This is a genomic window from Comamonas sp. GW821-FHT11H03 (genome assembly GCF_058807955.1).
In genome coordinates, this window is the sequence record NZ_JBXARF010000008.1 from 263,038 (window position 1) to 280,690 (window position 17,653).

The 17,653-nt window shown below is 63.0% G+C and carries 12 protein-coding genes and 1 tRNA gene; 9 read left to right on the forward strand and 4 right to left on the reverse strand.

The genetic code is table 11. From position 1 onward, the window contains the following. Positions 1–34: 34 nt before the first annotated feature. Positions 35–838, reverse strand: a complete 804-nt coding sequence (hyi, locus tag AC1RTQ_RS18485; protein WP_492877851.1) for a hydroxypyruvate isomerase — start codon at positions 836–838, stop codon at positions 35–37. Positions 839–986: 148 nt separating this feature from the next. Next, positions 987–2,777, reverse strand: a complete 1,791-nt coding sequence (gcl, locus tag AC1RTQ_RS18490) for a glyoxylate carboligase (protein ID WP_492877853.1) — start codon at positions 2,775–2,777, stop codon at positions 987–989. Positions 2,778–2,886: 109 nt separating this feature from the next. Here gcl and AC1RTQ_RS18495 point away from each other — a divergent pair, with 109 nt between their 5' ends. Then, a complete protein-coding gene (locus AC1RTQ_RS18495; protein ID WP_003052436.1) occupies positions 2,887–3,804 on the forward strand; it encodes a LysR family transcriptional regulator in 918 nt (305 codons plus the stop codon). 237 nt (positions 3,805–4,041) lie between these two features. Here the strand turns inward: AC1RTQ_RS18495 and AC1RTQ_RS18500 are convergent, their stop codons facing one another. After that, on the reverse strand, positions 4,042–5,394 hold the full coding sequence (locus AC1RTQ_RS18500; protein ID WP_492877856.1) for a glycerate kinase type-2 family protein: 1,353 nt from the start codon (positions 5,392–5,394) through the stop codon (positions 4,042–4,044). Positions 5,395–5,606: 212 nt separating this feature from the next. On the opposite strand from AC1RTQ_RS18500, the gene AC1RTQ_RS18505 reads away from it, so the two are divergent. Genes AC1RTQ_RS18505 through AC1RTQ_RS18520 form a run of 4 tightly spaced genes read left to right on the forward strand, consistent with a single transcriptional unit; the run spans position 5,607 to position 10,315 of the window. Next, entirely contained in the window at positions 5,607–6,284 is a 678-nt protein-coding gene (locus tag AC1RTQ_RS18505; protein ID WP_492877858.1) for a GntR family transcriptional regulator, read from the forward strand. Then, positions 6,281–7,237, forward strand: a complete 957-nt coding sequence (gene puuE, locus AC1RTQ_RS18510) for an allantoinase PuuE (protein WP_492877860.1) — start codon at positions 6,281–6,283, stop codon at positions 7,235–7,237. The genes AC1RTQ_RS18505 and puuE overlap by 4 nt, the downstream gene beginning before the upstream one ends. Positions 7,238–7,244: 7 nt before the next feature. Further along, entirely contained in the window at positions 7,245–9,032 is a 1,788-nt protein-coding gene (gene uraD / locus AC1RTQ_RS18515) for a 2-oxo-4-hydroxy-4-carboxy-5-ureidoimidazoline decarboxylase (protein WP_302089525.1), read from the forward strand. Continuing rightward, positions 9,029–10,315 carry a M20 family metallopeptidase gene (locus tag AC1RTQ_RS18520; protein WP_492877862.1) on the forward strand — a complete coding sequence of 429 codons (1,287 nt, stop codon included), beginning with the start codon at positions 9,029–9,031 and terminating at the stop codon, positions 10,313–10,315. The genes uraD and AC1RTQ_RS18520 overlap by 4 nt, the downstream gene beginning before the upstream one ends. Positions 10,316–10,366: 51 nt before the next feature. Here AC1RTQ_RS18520 and AC1RTQ_RS18525 read toward each other — a convergent pair whose 3' ends face one another. Further along, positions 10,367–11,371, reverse strand: a complete 1,005-nt coding sequence (locus tag AC1RTQ_RS18525) for a LysR family transcriptional regulator (RefSeq protein WP_492877864.1) — start codon at positions 11,369–11,371, stop codon at positions 10,367–10,369. 127 nt (positions 11,372–11,498) lie between these two features. Between AC1RTQ_RS18525 and AC1RTQ_RS18530 the strand changes: the two genes are divergently transcribed. The 4 genes from AC1RTQ_RS18530 to AC1RTQ_RS18545 all read left to right on the forward strand — a co-directional run bounded on the left by AC1RTQ_RS18530 (position 11,499) and on the right by AC1RTQ_RS18545 (position 17,650). Next, positions 11,499–12,683 carry an MFS transporter gene (locus AC1RTQ_RS18530; protein ID WP_492877866.1) on the forward strand — a complete coding sequence of 395 codons (1,185 nt, stop codon included), beginning with the start codon at positions 11,499–11,501 and terminating at the stop codon, positions 12,681–12,683. 670 nt (positions 12,684–13,353) lie between these two features. Continuing rightward, complete coding sequence (locus AC1RTQ_RS18535) at positions 13,354–14,841, forward strand: nucleobase:cation symporter-2 family protein (protein WP_003063711.1); 1,488 nt, start codon at positions 13,354–13,356, stop codon at positions 14,839–14,841. A 170-nt stretch (positions 14,842–15,011) separates the two neighbouring features. Beyond that, positions 15,012–17,309 carry an NADP-dependent malic enzyme gene (locus AC1RTQ_RS18540; protein WP_492877869.1) on the forward strand — a complete coding sequence of 766 codons (2,298 nt, stop codon included), beginning with the start codon at positions 15,012–15,014 and terminating at the stop codon, positions 17,307–17,309. Between the two features lie 251 nt (positions 17,310–17,560). Further along, positions 17,561–17,650, forward strand: a tRNA-Ser gene (locus tag AC1RTQ_RS18545). Positions 17,651–17,653 lie beyond the last annotated feature (3 nt).

The window sequence follows — 17,653 nt, forward strand, 5'->3', positions numbered from 1 at the left end:
TTTGCGAGCAGGCGCCACAGGCCTTGTCATCCATTCAGGCAGCCACTGCCGCCTTGCTCCAGCCGCCGATCTTCTGCAGCCAGCCCAGGCCGGACTCGGTGCCGTTGGCGGGCTTGTATTCACAGCCGATCCAGCCGTCGTAGCCGATGCGATCCAGGTGTGCGAACAGGAAGGGGTAGTTGATCTCGCCCGTGCCCGGTTCGTTGCGACCGGGGTTGTCAGCCAGCTGGATATGGCCGATACGGCCCAGCTGCTTTTGCATGGTGGCGGCCAGCTCGCCCTCCACGCGCTGGGCGTGGTAGATGTCGTACTGCACAAAGGCGTTGGGCGCACCCACTTCGTCCAGGATGGACAGCGCATCGTCAGTGCGGTTCAGGTAGAAGCCGGGAATGTCGAAGGGGTTGATCGGCTCGATCAGCAGGCGGATGTTGGCGGCGCTCAGGGCGGCGGCAGCAAAGCGCAGGTTTTCCACGAAAGTGCGGCGCACCACGGCAGCGTCGACACCGGCAGGAACCTTGCCGGCCAGGCAGTTGAGCTGGGGTACACCCAGGGCGTGGGCATAGGTCACGGCCTTGGCCACGCCGGCGCGGAACTCGTCCACGCGCTTGGGGTCGCAGGCAATGCCTCGCTCGCCTGCATCCCAGTCGCCTGCGGGCAGGTTGTGCAGAACAATCTGCAGGCCGGTGGCGTCCAGGCGCTCCTTGATCTCTTCCACGGTATGAGCGTAGGGGAAGAGGAACTCCACGGCTTCAAAGCCTGCGTTTGCGGCACGCTCAAAACGCTCGAGGAAAGGCACCTCGGTGAACAACATGCTCAGGTTGGCTGCAAAACGGGGCATGATAAAAGTCTCCGGTAATCGTTAATGGTGGGGCTGGCGGACGCCAGGCAAGGGCCTGAGCCGGCCGCGCCGCCCCGCAGCGAAAGCGTCGTCCTCCTCCTGCAAAGACAGGGGGGAGCGGCGCAGCCGCTCAGGGGGAGTTTTCCTATCAGTCCAGCAGGGCCAGTGCGCTGGGCGCGTCGGCCTTTTCGGTCGCCAGGTCTTCGAACTCGACCACGTTGTCGATTTCGGCGCCCATGGAGATGTTGGTCACATGCTCCAGGATGCACTCGATCACCACAGGAGTCTGGTGCTCGGCCATCCAGGCTTCGGCCTGCTGCATGGCGGGGGCAAAGTCTTCGGCGCGATGAACGCGAATCGCCTTGCAACCCAGACCCTCAACGACCTTAACATGGTCAACACCGTAGCCGCGGGTGGCATCACCCTCATCCATGTTGATATTGTCGAACGCCAATTGCACGCAATAGTCGATCGAGAAAGCGCGCTGTGCCTGACGGATCAGACCCAGGTAGCTGTTGTTGACCAGCACATGAACATAGGGCAGCTTGAACTGCGCGCCCACGGCCAGCTCTTCGATCATGAACTGGAAGTCGTAGTCGCCGGACAGCGCCACGATCTTGCGCTGGGGGTCGGCCACGCGCACGCCCAGGGCGGCTGGAGTGGTCCAGCCCAGAGGACCGGCCTGGCCGCAGTTGATCCAGTTGCGGGGCTTGTACACGTGCAGGAACTGGGCACCGGCGATCTGCGACAGACCGATGGTGGACACATAGGTGGTGTCGCGGTCCAGGGAGCGGTTCATGCACTGGTAGACGCGCTGGGGCTTCATCGGCACGCTGTCGAAGTTGGTCTTGCGCAGGTACTCGACGCTGTTCTTGCGACCCTGGCACTCGGCCACCCAGGCCTTGCGGCACTTGAGCTTGCCGGCAGCCTTCCACTCCTTGGCGACGGCAACGAATTGCTCCAGAGCCGCCTTGGCGTCGGAGACGATGCCGTAGTCGGGCGCGAACACGCGGCCGATCTGCGTGGGCTCGATGTCCACGTGGATGAACTTGCGGCCCTTGGTGTAGACCTCGACCGAGCCGGTGTGGCGGTTGGCCCAGCGGTTGCCGATGCCGAACACGAAGTCCGAAGCCAGCATATTGGCGTTGCCGTAGCGGTGGCTGGTCTGCAGACCGCACATGCCGACCATCAGGGGGTGATCGTCAGGGATGGTGCCCCAGCCCATCAGGGTGGGGATCACGGGCACGTTCAGGATCTCGGCCAGCTCGACCATCAGATCGGAAGCATCGGCGTTGATCACACCGCCGCCGGAGACCAGCAAGGGACGCTCGGATTCGTTGAGCATCTCGATGGCCTTCTCGGCCTGCTTGCGCGAAGCGGTGGGCTTGTAGGCGGCCAGGGGCTCGTAGGTGTCGATATCGAATTCGATCTCGGCCAGTTGCACGTCGATGGGCAGGTCGATCAGCACGGGGCCGGGGCGGCCGGAGCGCATCAGGTGGAAGGCCTGCTGGAAGGCGCGTGGCACCTGGGCGGGCTCCAGCACGGTGGTGGCCCACTTGGTCACGGGCTTGGCGATGGAGGCGATGTCCACGGCTTGGAAGTCTTCCTTGTGCAGACGCGAGCGGGGAGCCTGGCCGGTAATGCACAGGATGGGGATGGAGTCGGCGCTGGCCGAGTACAGACCGGTGATCATGTCGGTGCCGGCAGGGCCACTGGTGCCGATGCACACGCCGATATTGCCGGCCACAGCACGGGTGTAGCCTTCAGCCATGTGGCTGGCGCCTTCGACGTGACGGGCCAGAATGTGACCGATGCCGCCGTGGTTCTTCATTGCAGCGTACAGCGGGTTGATGGCCGCGCCGGGCACACCAAACGTCACGGTTACACCTTCTTTTTCGAGCACCAGGACTGCGGCGTCGATTGCTTTCATTTTGGCCATGAGGGTCTCCTAAAAACTTGGTTGAACTTTAGTCAAGACCTTTGCTTGCTGGAAGCCGCTCTCAGACCATAAAATTTATTCCACCCAAGAATAAATAGGAGACAAATCCATGGACAGACTCGACGCGATGCACATGTTTGTGCGCGTGGTGGAGACCGGCAGTTTCACCAAGGTCGCGCAGGAATTCGCCACCACCCAGCCCACCGTGACCAAGCAGGTCGCGGCCATGGAGGCGCGCCTCAAGGTGCGTCTGCTCAACCGCAACACGCGCGGCGTGAGCCTGACCGAAGCCGGCGCGCTGTACTACGAAAAGTGCAAGATCATCGTCAGCGATGTGGCCGAGGCGGAGAACGTGGTCAAGGTGCGCCAGACCCAGGTCCAGGGTCAGCTGCGCATCGGCAGCTCGGTGGCCTTCGGGCGCCGGGTACTCATTCCGCTGGCCATGGATTTCATGAAGCACAACCCGCAGGTGCAGGTCGATCTGAGCTTCGAGGACCGCTACACCGATCTGGTGGCCAACGGCATCGACGTGGCGCTGCGCCTGGGCAAGCTGGCCGACTCCTCGCTGGGCGCACGCATGCTGGGCGTCAACCCCTGGGTGCTGGTGGCCTCCAACACCTATCTGCGCAAGCACGGCACGCCGCGCCGGCCCTCGGATCTCAAGGAGCATTCCACGCTGATCTACAGCAGCGTTCAGGGCAACGATATCTGGCGACTGCGCAATGCCAGCGGCGAGCCGGTGTCGATTCCCGTCACCGGGCGGCTGCGCTCCAACAATCTCTCGGCCCTGCTGGCCGCGGCCCGCTCGCACATGGGCATTGCGGCCCTGCCGCGCTATGTGGCCCAGGACTCGCTCAAGGACGGCCGCGTGGTGGAAGTGCTCAAGACCTGCCGCCTGCCCGAGCAGGAAATCCACGCCGTCTACCCCTCGCCGCGCCTGGTGCCGCAGAAGGTGCAGTCCTTCATCGCCTTTTTGCAGGGCAAGTTCGATGATGCCTGGTGGGAGGATCTGCCAAGAGGGGGCTAGCTCCCCCTGAGGCGCTTCGCGCCTTCCCCCTCTCTGTACGCGCTGCGCGCTAACGGAGGGGAACTGCTCCTTCGCCGCGAGGCGGCACTTGCTCGGAGCACTGGGATGGGTAGCGCCAGTTTGACACTGCAGCTATATAAAAAATAGCATCTACCGCTTGATGAGCGATAGATGCAGATATTTTTCTATTTGAAACCGTTGAATAGCCTGCGCAAGCAGCTATTCAATTTGATGGCTTCAAAGAACCAGAATTGCGCGGAAGTCGTTGACATTGGTATGCGTAGGCCCGGTGACCACCAGATCGCCCAGCGCCGAAAAATAGCCATAGGCATCGTTGCGATCCAGGTGATCGCTGATGCGCAGACTCAGCTCTGCCGCACGCTTGAGCGTGCAGGGCGAGACACGCGCTCCCGCGTTGTCCTCGACACCGTCGATACCGTCGGTGTCTGCGGCCAGCGCCCAGACCTTTTCCTGCCCCTGCAGGGCCTGGGCCAGACCCAGGCAGAACTCGCCGGCACGGCCGCCGCGCCCCTTGGCGGCACCGGGTTGGCGCGGGCGGATGGTCACCGTGGTCTCGCCACCCGAGAGAATCACGCAGGGCCTGGCAAAAGGCTGCTCATGCCGGGCCACAGCGCGCGCCAGCGCTGCATGGACCTTGCCCACCTCGCGCGATTCGCCCTCCATCTCGTCGGACAGCACATGCACGGCAATGCCGGCCGCGCGGGCGGCGGCCGCCGCCGCTTCCAGCGACTGCTGGGGCGTGGCGATCAGATGCACCTCATGGCCTTCAAAGCGGGCATCGCCGGGCTTGGGCGTCTCCAGCTCGCCGGCTTGCAGCGCAGCGCGCACGGACTCGGGAATGCCGATCTGGTAGCGGTCCAGGATGGCCAGTGCGTCGGCACAGGTCGACGCGTCCGGCACCGTCGGTCCGCTGGCGATCACCGAAGGATCGTCGCCGGGCACATCGCTGATGGTCAGCGTCACCACCTTGGCGGGATGGCAGGCAGCGGCCAGACGCCCGCCCTTGATGCGCGAGAGATGCTTGCGCACGCAGTTCATCTCGCCAATCGCCGTGCCGCTCTCCAGCAGCGCCTTGTTGATGCGCTGCTTCTCGGCCAGGTCGATGCCTTCGGCGGGCAGCGTCAGCAGGGAAGAGCCGCCGCCGGAGATCAGGCAGATCACCAGATCGTCGGCCGTCAGCCCCTCGGTCAGCGCCAGAATGCGCTCGGCCGCAGCCAGACCCGCCGCGTCCGGCACGGGGTGGGCGGCTTCCACCACTTCCAGGCGCTGGGCCAGCCCTTCGGGGCGTGGGGGAATGTGCGCGTAGCGCGTCACCACCAGGCCCGACAGCGGGGCATCCTGCGGCCACAGAGCCTCCAGCGCCTGCGCCATGGAGCCGCCGGCCTTGCCGGCGCCAAGCACCAGCGTGCGGCCCTTGGGCGGCTTGGGCAGATGACGCGCCAGACCCTCGATGGGCAGGGCGTTGCGCACCGCCACGTCATACAGATGACGCAGAAAGCCAGCCGGGTCTTGCTGGGGAACAGGCGTTGCCGCAGCCTGCGCGCGCGAGGATGTATTCTGTGCTTGCATAGCTGCGCATTGTGCATTCGGGCTTTTTTCCCTCACAGAGGGCCCCCAGTCACAACACTGCTGATCTTTGCAATACCAATGTTGCAAGCCCTTGCTCCCATTGGGTTTGCGCGCTTGCGCACAGCTTTCTGCACCTGAACATCGATACAAACACCATGTTTGGTGAACAGAAACTGTATACAAAACTTGTCTTCAACCGCTATGATGGATTTATGGAAACTTCCACCACCAGTTTCATTGTCGAAAGCCTGACCAAGGCCATCGTCGAGCATCGCCTGATGCCCGGCACCAAGCTGGCCGAGCAAAAGCTGGCCGACCACTTTGGAGTTTCCCGCACCCTAGTGCGCCAGGCCCTGTTCCAGCTTTCGCAGAACCGTCTCATCCGGCTAGAGCCCGCTCGCGGCGCCTTTGTGGCCACGCCTTCGGTGGACGAGGCGCGCCAGGTGTTTGCCGTGCGCCGCATGCTCGAAGCCGAGATGGTGCGCAGCTTTGTCAAGCAAAGCAGCGCCGCCAAGATTCGCGCCCTCAAGCAGCATGTGGCTGCCGAGAAAAAGGCCATGGAAGCCAATGACGTGGGCCAGCGCACCGAGCTGCTGGGCGACTTCCACGTGCGCATGGCCGAGCTCATGGGCAACGAGGTGCTGGCGCAGCTGCTGGGCGAGCTGATTTCCCGCTGCGCATTGATCACGCTGATGTACCAGTCTGCATCGGCGGCCGAGCATTCGCACGAAGAACATGCCGACATCGTGAACGCACTGGCTGCGGGCGATGCCGAACATGCGGTGCAGCTGATGCAGCTGCACCTGGACCACGTGGAAGCAGGCCTGACCTTCGACCGCGATTTGCCAACGAACGACTTGTCGATGGCACTTTCATCCGTATCCCTATGACTTACGATTCCACCGCCTCCTATCCACGCGACCTGATTGGCTACGGCCGCAACACGCCCCATCCCGAATGGCCCGGCAAAGCCCGCGTGGCCGTTCAGTTCGTGCTGAACTACGAAGAAGGCGGTGAGAACCATATCCTGCATGGCGACCCGGGCAGCGAGCAATTCCTGTCGGAGATGTTCAATCCCGCCAGCTACCCGGACCGTCACATGAGCATGGACGGCATCTATGAATACGGCTCGCGCGCCGGCGTGTGGCGCATTCTCAAGGAGTTCGAGAAACGCGCTCTGCCGCTGACCGTGTTCGGCGTGGCCACGGCGCTGCAAAAGCATCGCGAGCTGGCCCAGGCCTTTGACGAGCTCGGTCACGAAGTGGCCTGCCACGGCCTGAAGTGGATTCACTACCAGAACGTGCCCGAGGAAATCGAGCGCGCGCACATGCAGCAATGCGTGGACATCTTTGAAGAGCTGTACGGCACGGGCGGCGACCACGGCCTGGGCTGGTACACCGGCCGCGACAGCCCCAACAGCCACCGCCTGGTGGCCGATACCGGCCGCTTCAGCTACGACAGCGATTACTACGGCGACGACCTGCCCTTCTGGATGAAGGTTGCCAAGAGCGACGGCACGACGCACAACCAGCTCATCGTTCCCTACACGCTGGACGTGAACGACATGCGCTTTGCCCTGCCCCAGGGTTACTCGCATGCCGATCCGTTCTTCCAGTACATGAAGGACACCTTCGATGTCCTGTACGCCGAGGGCAATGCCAGCGGCGACAACGCCCCCAAGATGATGAGCATCGGCATGCACTGCCGACTGCTGGGCCGCCCCGGCCGGATTACAGCGCTGCAGCGCTTCCTCGACCACATCCAGAAGCACGACAACGTGTGGGTGTGCCGCCGTATTGATTTGGCTCGTCACTGGGCCGAGCGTTTCCCCTGCAAGGATTGATTGCGACATGGCTTTGACCCTGGAACAACTGAATGCCGCCGATGCGGCAACCGCCACCGACCTGCTCGATGGCCTGTACGAGCACTCGCCCTGGATTGCCGCCAAGGCACTGGAGCAGCGTCCCTTCAAGTCCATGGCGCATATCAAGCACGCCATGGCCAAGGTGCTGGCCGAGTCCAGCGAGCAGGCCCAGCTCGATCTGATCCGCGCTCACCCGGAGCTGGCCGGCAAGCAGATGGAGACCAACACGCTCACCGCCGAATCGACGAATGAGCAAAAGAAGGCAGGCCTGACCAACTGCACGCCCGAAGAGCTGGAGCACATCCGCAAGCTCAACGCCGAATACGGCAAGCGCTTCGGCTTCCCCTTCATCCTGGCCGTGCGCGGCGCGCGCGGTCTGGGTCTGAGCAAGGCCGAGATCATTGCGACCTTCGAGCGTCGCATGTTCAACCACCCTGCCTACGAGCAGGCCGAGGCACTGCGCAACATCCACCGCATCGCCGAGATCCGCCTGAACGACAAGTTCGGCTACGAGCCCGTCGAAGGCAACGAAGTCTGGGACTGGCAGGAACGCCTGTCCACCAACAGCGACCCCGGCTACGCCGAAAAAGGCCAACTGACGGTGACTTACCTGACCGACGCCCACCGCGCCTGCGCCCAGCGCATCAGCCACTGGATGCGCGAAATCGGCTTCGACGAAGTCGAGATCGATGCCGTGGGCAATGTGGTGGGCCGCTACAAGGCCGCCCCAGAATTTGCGGACAAGGGCGCCAAGACCCTGCTGACCGGCAGCCACTACGACACCGTGCGCAACGGCGGCAAGTACGACGGCCGCCTGGGCATCTTTGTGCCCATGGCCTGCGTCAAGCAACTGGTCCAGCAAGGCAAGCGCCTGCCCTTCAACATCGAAGTGGTGGGCTTCTCGGAAGAGGAAGGCCAGCGCTACAAGGCCACCTTCCTGGGCTCTGGCGCCCTCGTGGGCGACTTCAAGCAGGAATGGCTGGAGCAAAAGGACGCCGACGGCATCACGCTGCGCGAGGCCATGCTGCATGCCGGCCTGTGCATCGACGACATCCCCAAGCTGGAGCGCGACCCCGCCAAGTACCTGGGCTTTGTGGAAGTGCACATCGAGCAGGGCCCCGTGCTCAACGAGCTGGACATCCCCCTGGGCATCGTCACCTCCATCAACGGCAGCGCCCGCTATGTCTGCGAATTCATCGGCATGGCCAGCCACGCCGGCACCACGCCCATGAACCGCCGCCGTGACGCGGCAGCCGGCGTGGCCGAGCTGTCGCTGTACATCGAAAAGCGCGCCGGCCAGGATGGCGACAGCGTGGCCACCATCGGCCAGTTGAACGTGCCCTCGGGCTCGGTTAACGTGGTGCCCGGCCGCTGCCAGTTCTCGCTGGATCTGCGCGCCCCCACCAACGAGCAGCGCGACGCCATGATCAACGACATCATGGCCGAGATGGCTGCGATCGCCGAACGCCGCGGCCTGCGCTACACCACCGATCTGTCCATGAAGGCAGCGGCGGCACCCAGCGCTCCCGAATGGCAGAAACGCTGGGAAAACGCTGTCGATGCACTGGGCGTGCCCCTGTTCCGCATGCCCAGCGGTGCCGGTCACGACGCCATGAAACTGCACGAAATCATGCCCCAGGCCATGTTGTTCGTGCGCGGCATGAACGCCGGCATCAGCCACAACCCGCTGGAAGCCTCCACCTCCGACGACATGCAACTGTCCGTGGATGCCTTCACCCACCTCCTCCACCAACTGGCTCAAGAACAGCAATGACCAATATGAATCAAGACAAGCAAGCCACCTACGCCGCCATCGATGCCTGGATTGACGAGCACTTCGACGAAGAAGTGAAGTTTCTGCAGGCCATGGTGCAAGTGCCCACGGACACGCCTCCCGGCAACAACGCGCCCCACGCCGAACGCACTGCCGAGCTGATCAAGGGCTTTGGCTTCGATGCCGAGAATCACGTCGTGCCAGAAGCCGACGTCAAGGCCTACGGCATGGAATCCATCACCAACCTGATCGTGCGCCGCCAATACGGCACTCAGGGTGACGGTGGCAAAACCATCGCCCTGAACGCCCACGGCGACGTGGTGCCTCCGGGCGAAGGCTGGAGCAAGGACCCCTACGGCGCCGAGATCGAAGACGGCAAGCTGTATGGCCGTGCCGCTGCCGTGAGCAAGAGCGACTTCGCCTCCTTCACCTTCGCCGTGCGTGCTCTGGAAGCCGTGGCCAAGCCCTCCAAGGGCGCGGTGGAGCTGCACTACACCTACGACGAAGAGTTCGGCGGCATCATGGGCCCCGGCTGGCTGCTGGAAAAGGGCCTGACCAAGCCCGACCTGATGATCGCAGCGGGCTTCAGCTACGAAGTAGTTACCGCTCACAACGGCTGCCTGCAGATGGAAATCACCGTGCAGGGCAAGATGGCTCACGCCGCCGTGCCCCACACCGGTGTGGACGCGCTGCAAGCCGCAGTGGTGCTGATGAATGCGCTGTACGCCGAAAACGTGAAGTACAAGCAAATCACGTCCAAGGTGCCCGGCATCAAGCACCCCTACCTGAACATCGGCCGCATCGACGGCGGCACCAACACCAATGTGGTGCCCGGCAAGGTCATGCTCAAGATCGACCGCCGCATGATTCCTGAAGAGAATCCCGTGGAAGTCGAAGCCAGCATCCGTGCCGTGATCGCCAACGCCATCGCCGACTTCAACACCCAGGGCGGCTACAGCGGTGAAGACGCCGTGCGCGTGGACATCAAGCGCCTGCTGCTGGCCAATGCCATGACGCCCCTGGACGGCAACAAGCCCCTGGTCGACGCCATCCAGGCCCACGGCGAAGCTGTCTTCGGCGAGAAGCCTCCCGCAGTGGGCACGCCTCTGTACACCGACGTGCGCCTGTACGTAGAGCGCGGCATCCCCGGCGTGATCTATGGCGCCGGCCCCCGCACCGTGCTGGAATCGCACGCCAAGCGCTCCGACGAGCGTCTGGTGCTGGAAGACCTGCGCCGCGCCACCAAGGTGGTGGCCCGCTCGCTGGTGGACCTGACGGCCTGAGCACCAAACACCGTTTGAACGCCTAGCCTTCTCCAGACTGGATGAAGGTTTTCAAAGAGCCTGGATTCGTCCAGGCTCTTTTTTATGTGCCCCAGGCAGCAGGCCGGCGGGCATTTGCTCGGCATGGCTCAGGTCCACATGGCTGGCCAGAAAATCCAGCACCGCCCGCGTTCTCACCGGCAACTGGCCGGGCTTGCCCACATACACGGCATGGATGGGCTGCAGATCTCCGGGATTGAAGTCCTCCAGCAGCGCCTGCAGCCTGCCCGCATGCAAATCGTCCCAGGCGTGATAGAGCGACAGCCGCGCCAGGCCCGCCCCGGCCTTGGCCAGATTGGCCATGGCTTCACCATCGTTGACGCGCAGCACCTCGCCCATGCTCACCGTCACCGCCTTGCCAGCCACCACAAACGGCCAGTGCGGTATGGCCCGCGGGTAGTTCCAGCCAATGCGCACATGCCCTGCCAGCTCATCGGGATGCTGCGGCCTGCCAAAGCGCTGCAGATAGTCCGGCGAGGCCACGATCACCTGGCGCGTATGTCCCAGCTTTCGCGCCACCATGTCCGAAGACGGCAGCTCCCCCCAGCGCAGGGCGATATCGGCGCGAGCCGCTATCAGGTCCACGACATGATCGGTAAAGCTGAGGTCCAGCTGCAGGCCCGGCCAGGTCTGCATGAGCGGGCCGACCAGCGGCACCAGCAGGCGATTGCCCGTGGACGAGCTGGCATTGATGCGCACCACGCCGGTGGGCTGGCCCTGCCGGGTGACCGAGGATTCCAGCGCCAGCCAGTCCGCCAGCAGTTGCCGGCCCTGCTCCAGCAACTGCTCTCCCTCGGCCGTCAACTCCAGACGCCGGGTGCTGCGGCGCAGCAGTTGTACGCCCAGCCGGGTTTCGAGCCGGGCCACGATCTTGCTGACCGCCGAGGGCGAGACCTCGCGCAGACGCGCCGCCGCCGAGAAGCTGCCCTGCTGGGCCACCTGCACAAAGGTCTGCAGCTCCACAAAGCGGTCCGCACTGTGCTCTGGCAGCAACGGCATAGCCATGGATTTGTTCATGAATCACATCATAAAGATGCGATTTATTCCCCACAGGAACAGATGCATGTCCGCTTCAAGGGCTAGTGCGCCTTCGGCCGCAGGTTCACAGTTCAGCCCTTCGCGCAATTTTCACAAGGACGTTTTCATGCCTGCAGCATTGCTTGCTCTGGCCGCCGGTGCCTTCGGCATCGGCACCACGGAATTCATCATCATGGGCTTGCTGACCCAGGTCAGCCAGGATCTTCATATCTCCATCCCAACGGCGGGCACGCTGATCTCGGGCTATGCCGTGGGCGTCGCCGTGGGCGCTCCGGTTCTCACGCTGGCCTCGCGCCGCTGGCCGCGCAAGTTGCTGCTGCTGAGCCTGATGCTGCTGTTCATCGCCGGCAATGCCGCCGCCGCGCTGGCCCCCAGCTATGGCTGGCTGCTAGCGGCACGCGTGCTGACTTCGCTGACCCACGGCACCTTCTTCGGCGTGGGCGCAGTCGTCGCCACGCAACTGGTGGCGCCCGAGAAGAAGGCCTCGGCCATTGCGCTGATGTTTTCCGGTCTGACCCTGGCCACGCTGCTGGGCGTGCCCTTTGGCACCTGGATCGGCCAGCACTGGGGCTGGCGCATGGCATTTGCCAGCGTCAGCGGCATCGGCGTGATCGCACTGCTGATCCTGCTGCGCCATGTGCCACGCGAGCTGAGCATGCCCAGCCCTCAGGACCTGACACAGGAGCTGGCCGTGCTGCGCAATGGCACCATGTGGCGTGGCCTGCTGTTGACTGTGATCGGCTTTGCCGGCGTCTTCACCCTCTATACCTATATAGAGCCGCTGCTGACCCAGATCACGGGCATGGACAACCGCATGATTGCGTTCACCCTGCTGCTGTTCGGGGCGGGCCTGGCCCTGGGCAACCATGCGGGCGGCAAGCTGGCCGACCGCTTTGGCGTGCAGCGCGCACTGTGGGTGTCGCTGGCGGCCCTGATGCTGGTGCTGATCGCGGGCCGCTGGATGTTTGCCAGCACGCCTCTGGCCATTGCCTTTGTGCTGCTGCTGGGCATTGCCGCCTTTGCCACCGTCGCGCCGCTGCAGATGGGTGTACTGCAATCTGCGGGCGAAGCAGGCATGACTCTGGCATCCAGCCTCAACATCGCGGCCTTCAATCTGGGCAATGCCCTGGGTGCCTGGCTGGGCGGAGCCGTGATTGCACAGGGCCTGGGCCTGACTTGGCTTGCCTGGGCTGCCGCCATGCCGGCAGCAGCGGCGCTGCTCATGGCCAGCTTCGCGCCACGTCAGACCAGTCCAGTTCAGACTTCGGCCATGGCGGCGGGTATGCACTGAAGCCCAGACGCCGCTCCAAAGCGGCACAAGGCAACACAAGGCGGCAGCCTGCCCTCTAGCAGCGCAGACCAATTCCACTTCCAAGGCGACCGCAAGGTCGCCTTTTTGCATGTGCAGCAGCTCGGCATGGTTTTTGCACCAATTTAGGTCCCATGAGAAGGCATGAGCTCTTTGCAGGCCTCCATGCACGTTTTTGCACAGCGGTGCACCAATTCCGACCTTGATGCCCTTTTTTGCACCTTCTTCAACGCTAATGCATGCAACCGGCCTCAAGGTGGCAACGCACTTTCTTTCACTAGATGTTTCAAGACCCGAAACCTGCGCACGCATAACCGGAGCCAGATCCCTTCCGATTGCATATCGCGCAATTTTTGCTATGAAAAACAAAGCATCCTTCGCTTGATACAAAAAGGTTTCAATATGTTTTATTATAAAAATTAGAAAAACAAAGGATCTATTGCTACATATTTAGTAGCGATCAGTAATTACCTTAGATGGTTATGCGCGAAAAACATAATCATTGACATCCCATCCAGAAACTGGATTTTGAGCAGGGTTTACCGCTAGATGTCGCGCGTTATGAGCTGTATACACTTTTTGTATGGATTGCATGCCGTTCGCGAATCGCATGCAAACCTGAAGCCAATATAGAGTGAGGAGACATGTTTCTATGACATCCCAAGTGCATCCCGTGGATGAGGTTCTGCCATTTGGCAAGCTCACCGCCTTAGGTCTGCAGCACGTTCTGGTCATGTATGCCGGCGCCGTCGCCGTGCCGCTGATCGTGGGCCGTGCCCTGAACCTGCCCCCTGAGCAGGTCGCGCACCTGATCTCTGCCGACCTGTTCGTCTGCGGCCTGGTCACCCTGATCCAGGCCATGGGCGCAACCCAGTGGTTCGGCATCAAGCTGCCCGTGATGATGGGCGTGACCTTTGCCAGCGTGGCCCCCATGGTGTCCATGGCACAGAGCACCGGCGGCAATGCCGGCGCAGGCCTGATCTTCGGCTCGGTGATAGGCGCGGGGGTGATCTCCATCCTCATTGCGCCCCTCATCAGCCGCATGCTGCGCTTCTTCCCACCGGTCGTGACGGGCACCATCATCGCCGTCATCGGCATCAGCCTGATGCGTGTGGGCATCAACTGGATCTTCGGCAACCCCGTAGGCCCGACCGCCCCTTCCGTACCCAACCCCGAGCACCTGAAGTGGCTGGCAGAAGCCCAGGCCATGGCCGGCGCCCCCGGCTCCTCGCTGCCCGCCATCCCCAAGGGCTTCTCGGTGCTGCCCACCATGCCCAACCCCAAGTACGCCGATCTGCAAGGCGCTGCGGTCTCGGGCATCGTGCTGCTGTCCATCTTGCTGATCGCTCGCTTTGCCAAGGGTTTCCTGGCCAATATCTCGGTGCTGATGGGCATCTTGATCGGCGGCGTGATCTCCGTGGCCATGGGTCTGATGAACTTCGAGAAGGTCGCCAAGGCCGAGTGGTTCACCTTGGTACTGCCCTTCCAGATCGCCATGCCCGTCTTCGACCCCATCCTGATCCTGACCATGAGCCTGGTGATGGTGGTGGTGATGATCGAATCCACCGGCATGTTCCTGGCCCTGGGCGACATGGCCAAGCGCGACATCACCCAGGACGAGCTGACCCGCGGTCTGCGCACCGACGGTCTGGGCACGCTGATCGGCGGCATCTTCAACACCTTCCCCTACACCAGCTTCTCCCAGAACGTGGGCCTGGTGGCAGTGACCGGCGTGCTCAGCCGCTGGGTCTGCGTGGCCGGTGGCGTGATCCTGATCGTCCTGGGCGTGCTGCCCAAGATGGGGGCCTTGATCGAATCCCTGCCTACCGTGGTTCTGGGCGGTGCAGGTCTGGTGATGTTCGGCATGGTGGCCTCCACCGGCATTCGCATCCTGGCCAATGTGGATTTCCGCAACAACAAGAACAACGCCATGATCGTGGCAGTGTCCATCGGCGTGGGCATGATTCCTCTGGTTGCCCCTAATTTCCGTCAGTGGATGCCCCATTCCATCCATCCGCTAATTGAATCCGGTATCCTGCTGTCCTCGATTACCGCCGTGGCATTGAATCTTTTCTTTAACGGAGCCGCCAAAGACAACAGTGCTGCCATCAACGCAGCACGTGAGGCTGACGCTCACTAAACGCCAGTCCTGAAGCAAACGCTGGCTTACCAGCCAGCCCAAGCCCCCTGCCGCCCCACAGTGCGCCAGGGGGTTTGTTGTCGATACAGTTGAAGCAAAACAGACCTGACTCAAAATGCTTCTTGCCATCCGGTAAGCTCCGAGAAGCAACTTGCTGATAAATATTTCGTATGACACAAAACCTGTCCTCCGCCGAACAAGCCCTGCGCGATGCGGCCCGCGAATACCACCGCAGCCCCGTCAAAGGCAAGATTTCCGTCACGCCTACCAAGCCCCTGTCCAACCAGCGTGACCTGTCCCTGGCCTATTCGCCGGGCGTGGCCTATCCCTGCCTGGACATCGAGGCGGACCCGTCCACTGCGGCCGAATACACCTCGCGCGGCAATCTGGTCGGCGTGATCACCAACGGCACTGCGGTGCTGGGTCTGGGCGATATCGGCCCTCTGGCTTCCAAGCCAGTGATGGAAGGCAAGGGTTGCCTGTTCAAGAAGTTTGCCGGCGTGGACGTGTTCGACATCGAACTGGCCGAGCGCGATCCCGACAAGCTGATCGACATCATTGCGTCGATGGAGCCCACCCTGGGCGGCATCAACCTGGAAGACATCAAGGCTCCCGAGTGCTTCTACATCGAGCAAGAGCTGTCCAAGCGCATGAACATTCCGGTGTTCCATGACGACCAGCACGGCACGGCCATCATCTCCAGCGCCGCTTTGCTCAATGGTCTGGAACTGGTTGGCAAGGACATCGGCGCCGTCAAGGTCGCCGTCTCCGGCGCCGGCGCGGCAGCCATTGCCTGCGTGGACGTGATGGTGGGCCTGGGCATCAAGCGCTCCAACGTCTACATGGTGGACTCCAAGGGCGTGATCTATGAAGGCCGCCCCGGCGGTCTGGACGCATCCAAGCAGCGCTACGCACAGAGCACCGAAGCCCGCACCCTGGCCGACGTGGTCGACGGCGCCGACGTGTTCCTGGGCTGCTCCGCTCCCGGCGTGCTGACTGCCGACATGGTCAAGACCATGGCCGACAAGCCCATCATCCTGGCCCTGGCCAACCCCGAGCCCGAAATCCGCCCCGAACTGGCCAAGGCCATCCGCCCGGATTGCATCGTGGCCACCGGCCGCTCCGACTATCCCAATCAGGTCAACAACGTCCTGTGCTTCCCCTACATCTTCCGTGGCGCGCTGGACTGCGGCGCCACCAAGATCACCGAAGCCATGAAGCTGGCCTGCGTGCGTGAAATCGCCTCTCTGGCCAAGCAGGACGTCAGCGACGAAGTCGCCGCCGCCTACCAGGGCAAGGAGCTGACCTTCGGCCCCGACTACCTGATCCCCACGCCCTTCGATACGCGCCTGATCCTGCGCATCGCTCCCGCCGTGGCCCAGGCTGCCGCCGAATCCGGTGTCGCCACCCGCCCCATCGAGGACATCGCCGCCTACCGCGAAAGCCTGACGCGCTTCGTCTACCAGACCAGCATGTTCATGCGCCCCGTGTTTGCAGCCGCCAAGGCCAATCTGCAACGCGTGGCCTATGCCGAAGGTGAAGACGAGCGCGTGCTGCGTGCCGTGCAGGTTGCCGTAGACGACGGCCTGGCCAAGCCCATCCTGATCGGTCGCCCTGCTGTGATCGAAGCCCGCATTGCCAAGGCCGGCCTGCGCATCCAGCTGGGCAAGGATGTGGAAATCTGCAATCCCGAAGACGACCCCCGCTTCCGCCAGTACTGGGAGACCTATCACAAGCTGATGGGCCGCAACGGCGTCACTCCCGAAGCCGCCAAGGCAGCGGTGCGCCGCTCCAACACCCTGATCGCCGCCCTGATGGTGCACCTGGGTGATGCCGACGCCATGCTGTGCGGCCTGGTCGGTCGCTTCGACAGCCACCTGGCCCATCTGGAAGATGTGCTGGGCCTGAAGAAGGGCGCCAACGAGTTCGCCACCGTGAACGCCGTCATGCTGGAATCCGGCACGCTGTTTGTGGCCGATACCTACATCAACGACGCACCCAGCGCCGAAGAACTGGCCGAGATCGCCAAGATGGCTGCCGACGAAGTGGCCCGCTTCGGCCTGCCTCCCAAGGTGGCCTTCCTCTCGCACAGCAACTACGGTTCGTCCACACGCGGCTCGGCCCGCAAGATGCGCGCTGCACGCGACCTGTTCGCCGCCGCCAACCCCGGCATCGAATGCGATGGCGAAATGCACGGCGACGCGGCCCTGGACGCCAGCGTACGCAGCCACTCCCTGCTGGAGTCCTCGCTGACCGGCGCAGCCAACGTGCTGATCTGCCCCAACCTCGACGCCGCGAACATTCTGTTCAACGTGCTCAAGACCACAGGCGGCCATGGCACCACCATCGGCCCCATCCTGATGGGCTGCTCGGCGTCCGCCCATGTGCTGACCCCCTCCTCCACCGTGCGCCGCGTGGTCAACATGACCGCTCTGGCAGCAGCTCAGGCCATCGCACTGCGCAGCTGATCCGGCGAAATCTCTCGGGCGCCCCGCCCGAGGCAATCACAAAAACGCCCTTCGGGGCGTTTTTTGTTCCCGGAGCATCGGGTTCGCCAGCCGTGACCATTGCCAGCGTCGCTGACCCTAGCGCAACAGCAAGATGAAAACCAACTAGCACTCCTTATCCAGCAAGCGCAACACGCTATGGTTTTCATGAACAAGACAAAATACGCGCAATGCCGGATAGCGCACAATCCTTGTGTAGAATCCTCGCATCCGGAGGTTTGGGTGAGTGGTTTAAACCAGCAGTCTTGAAAACTGCCGAAGGAGTGATCCTTCCGTGAGTTCGAATCTCACAGCCTCCGCCAGTT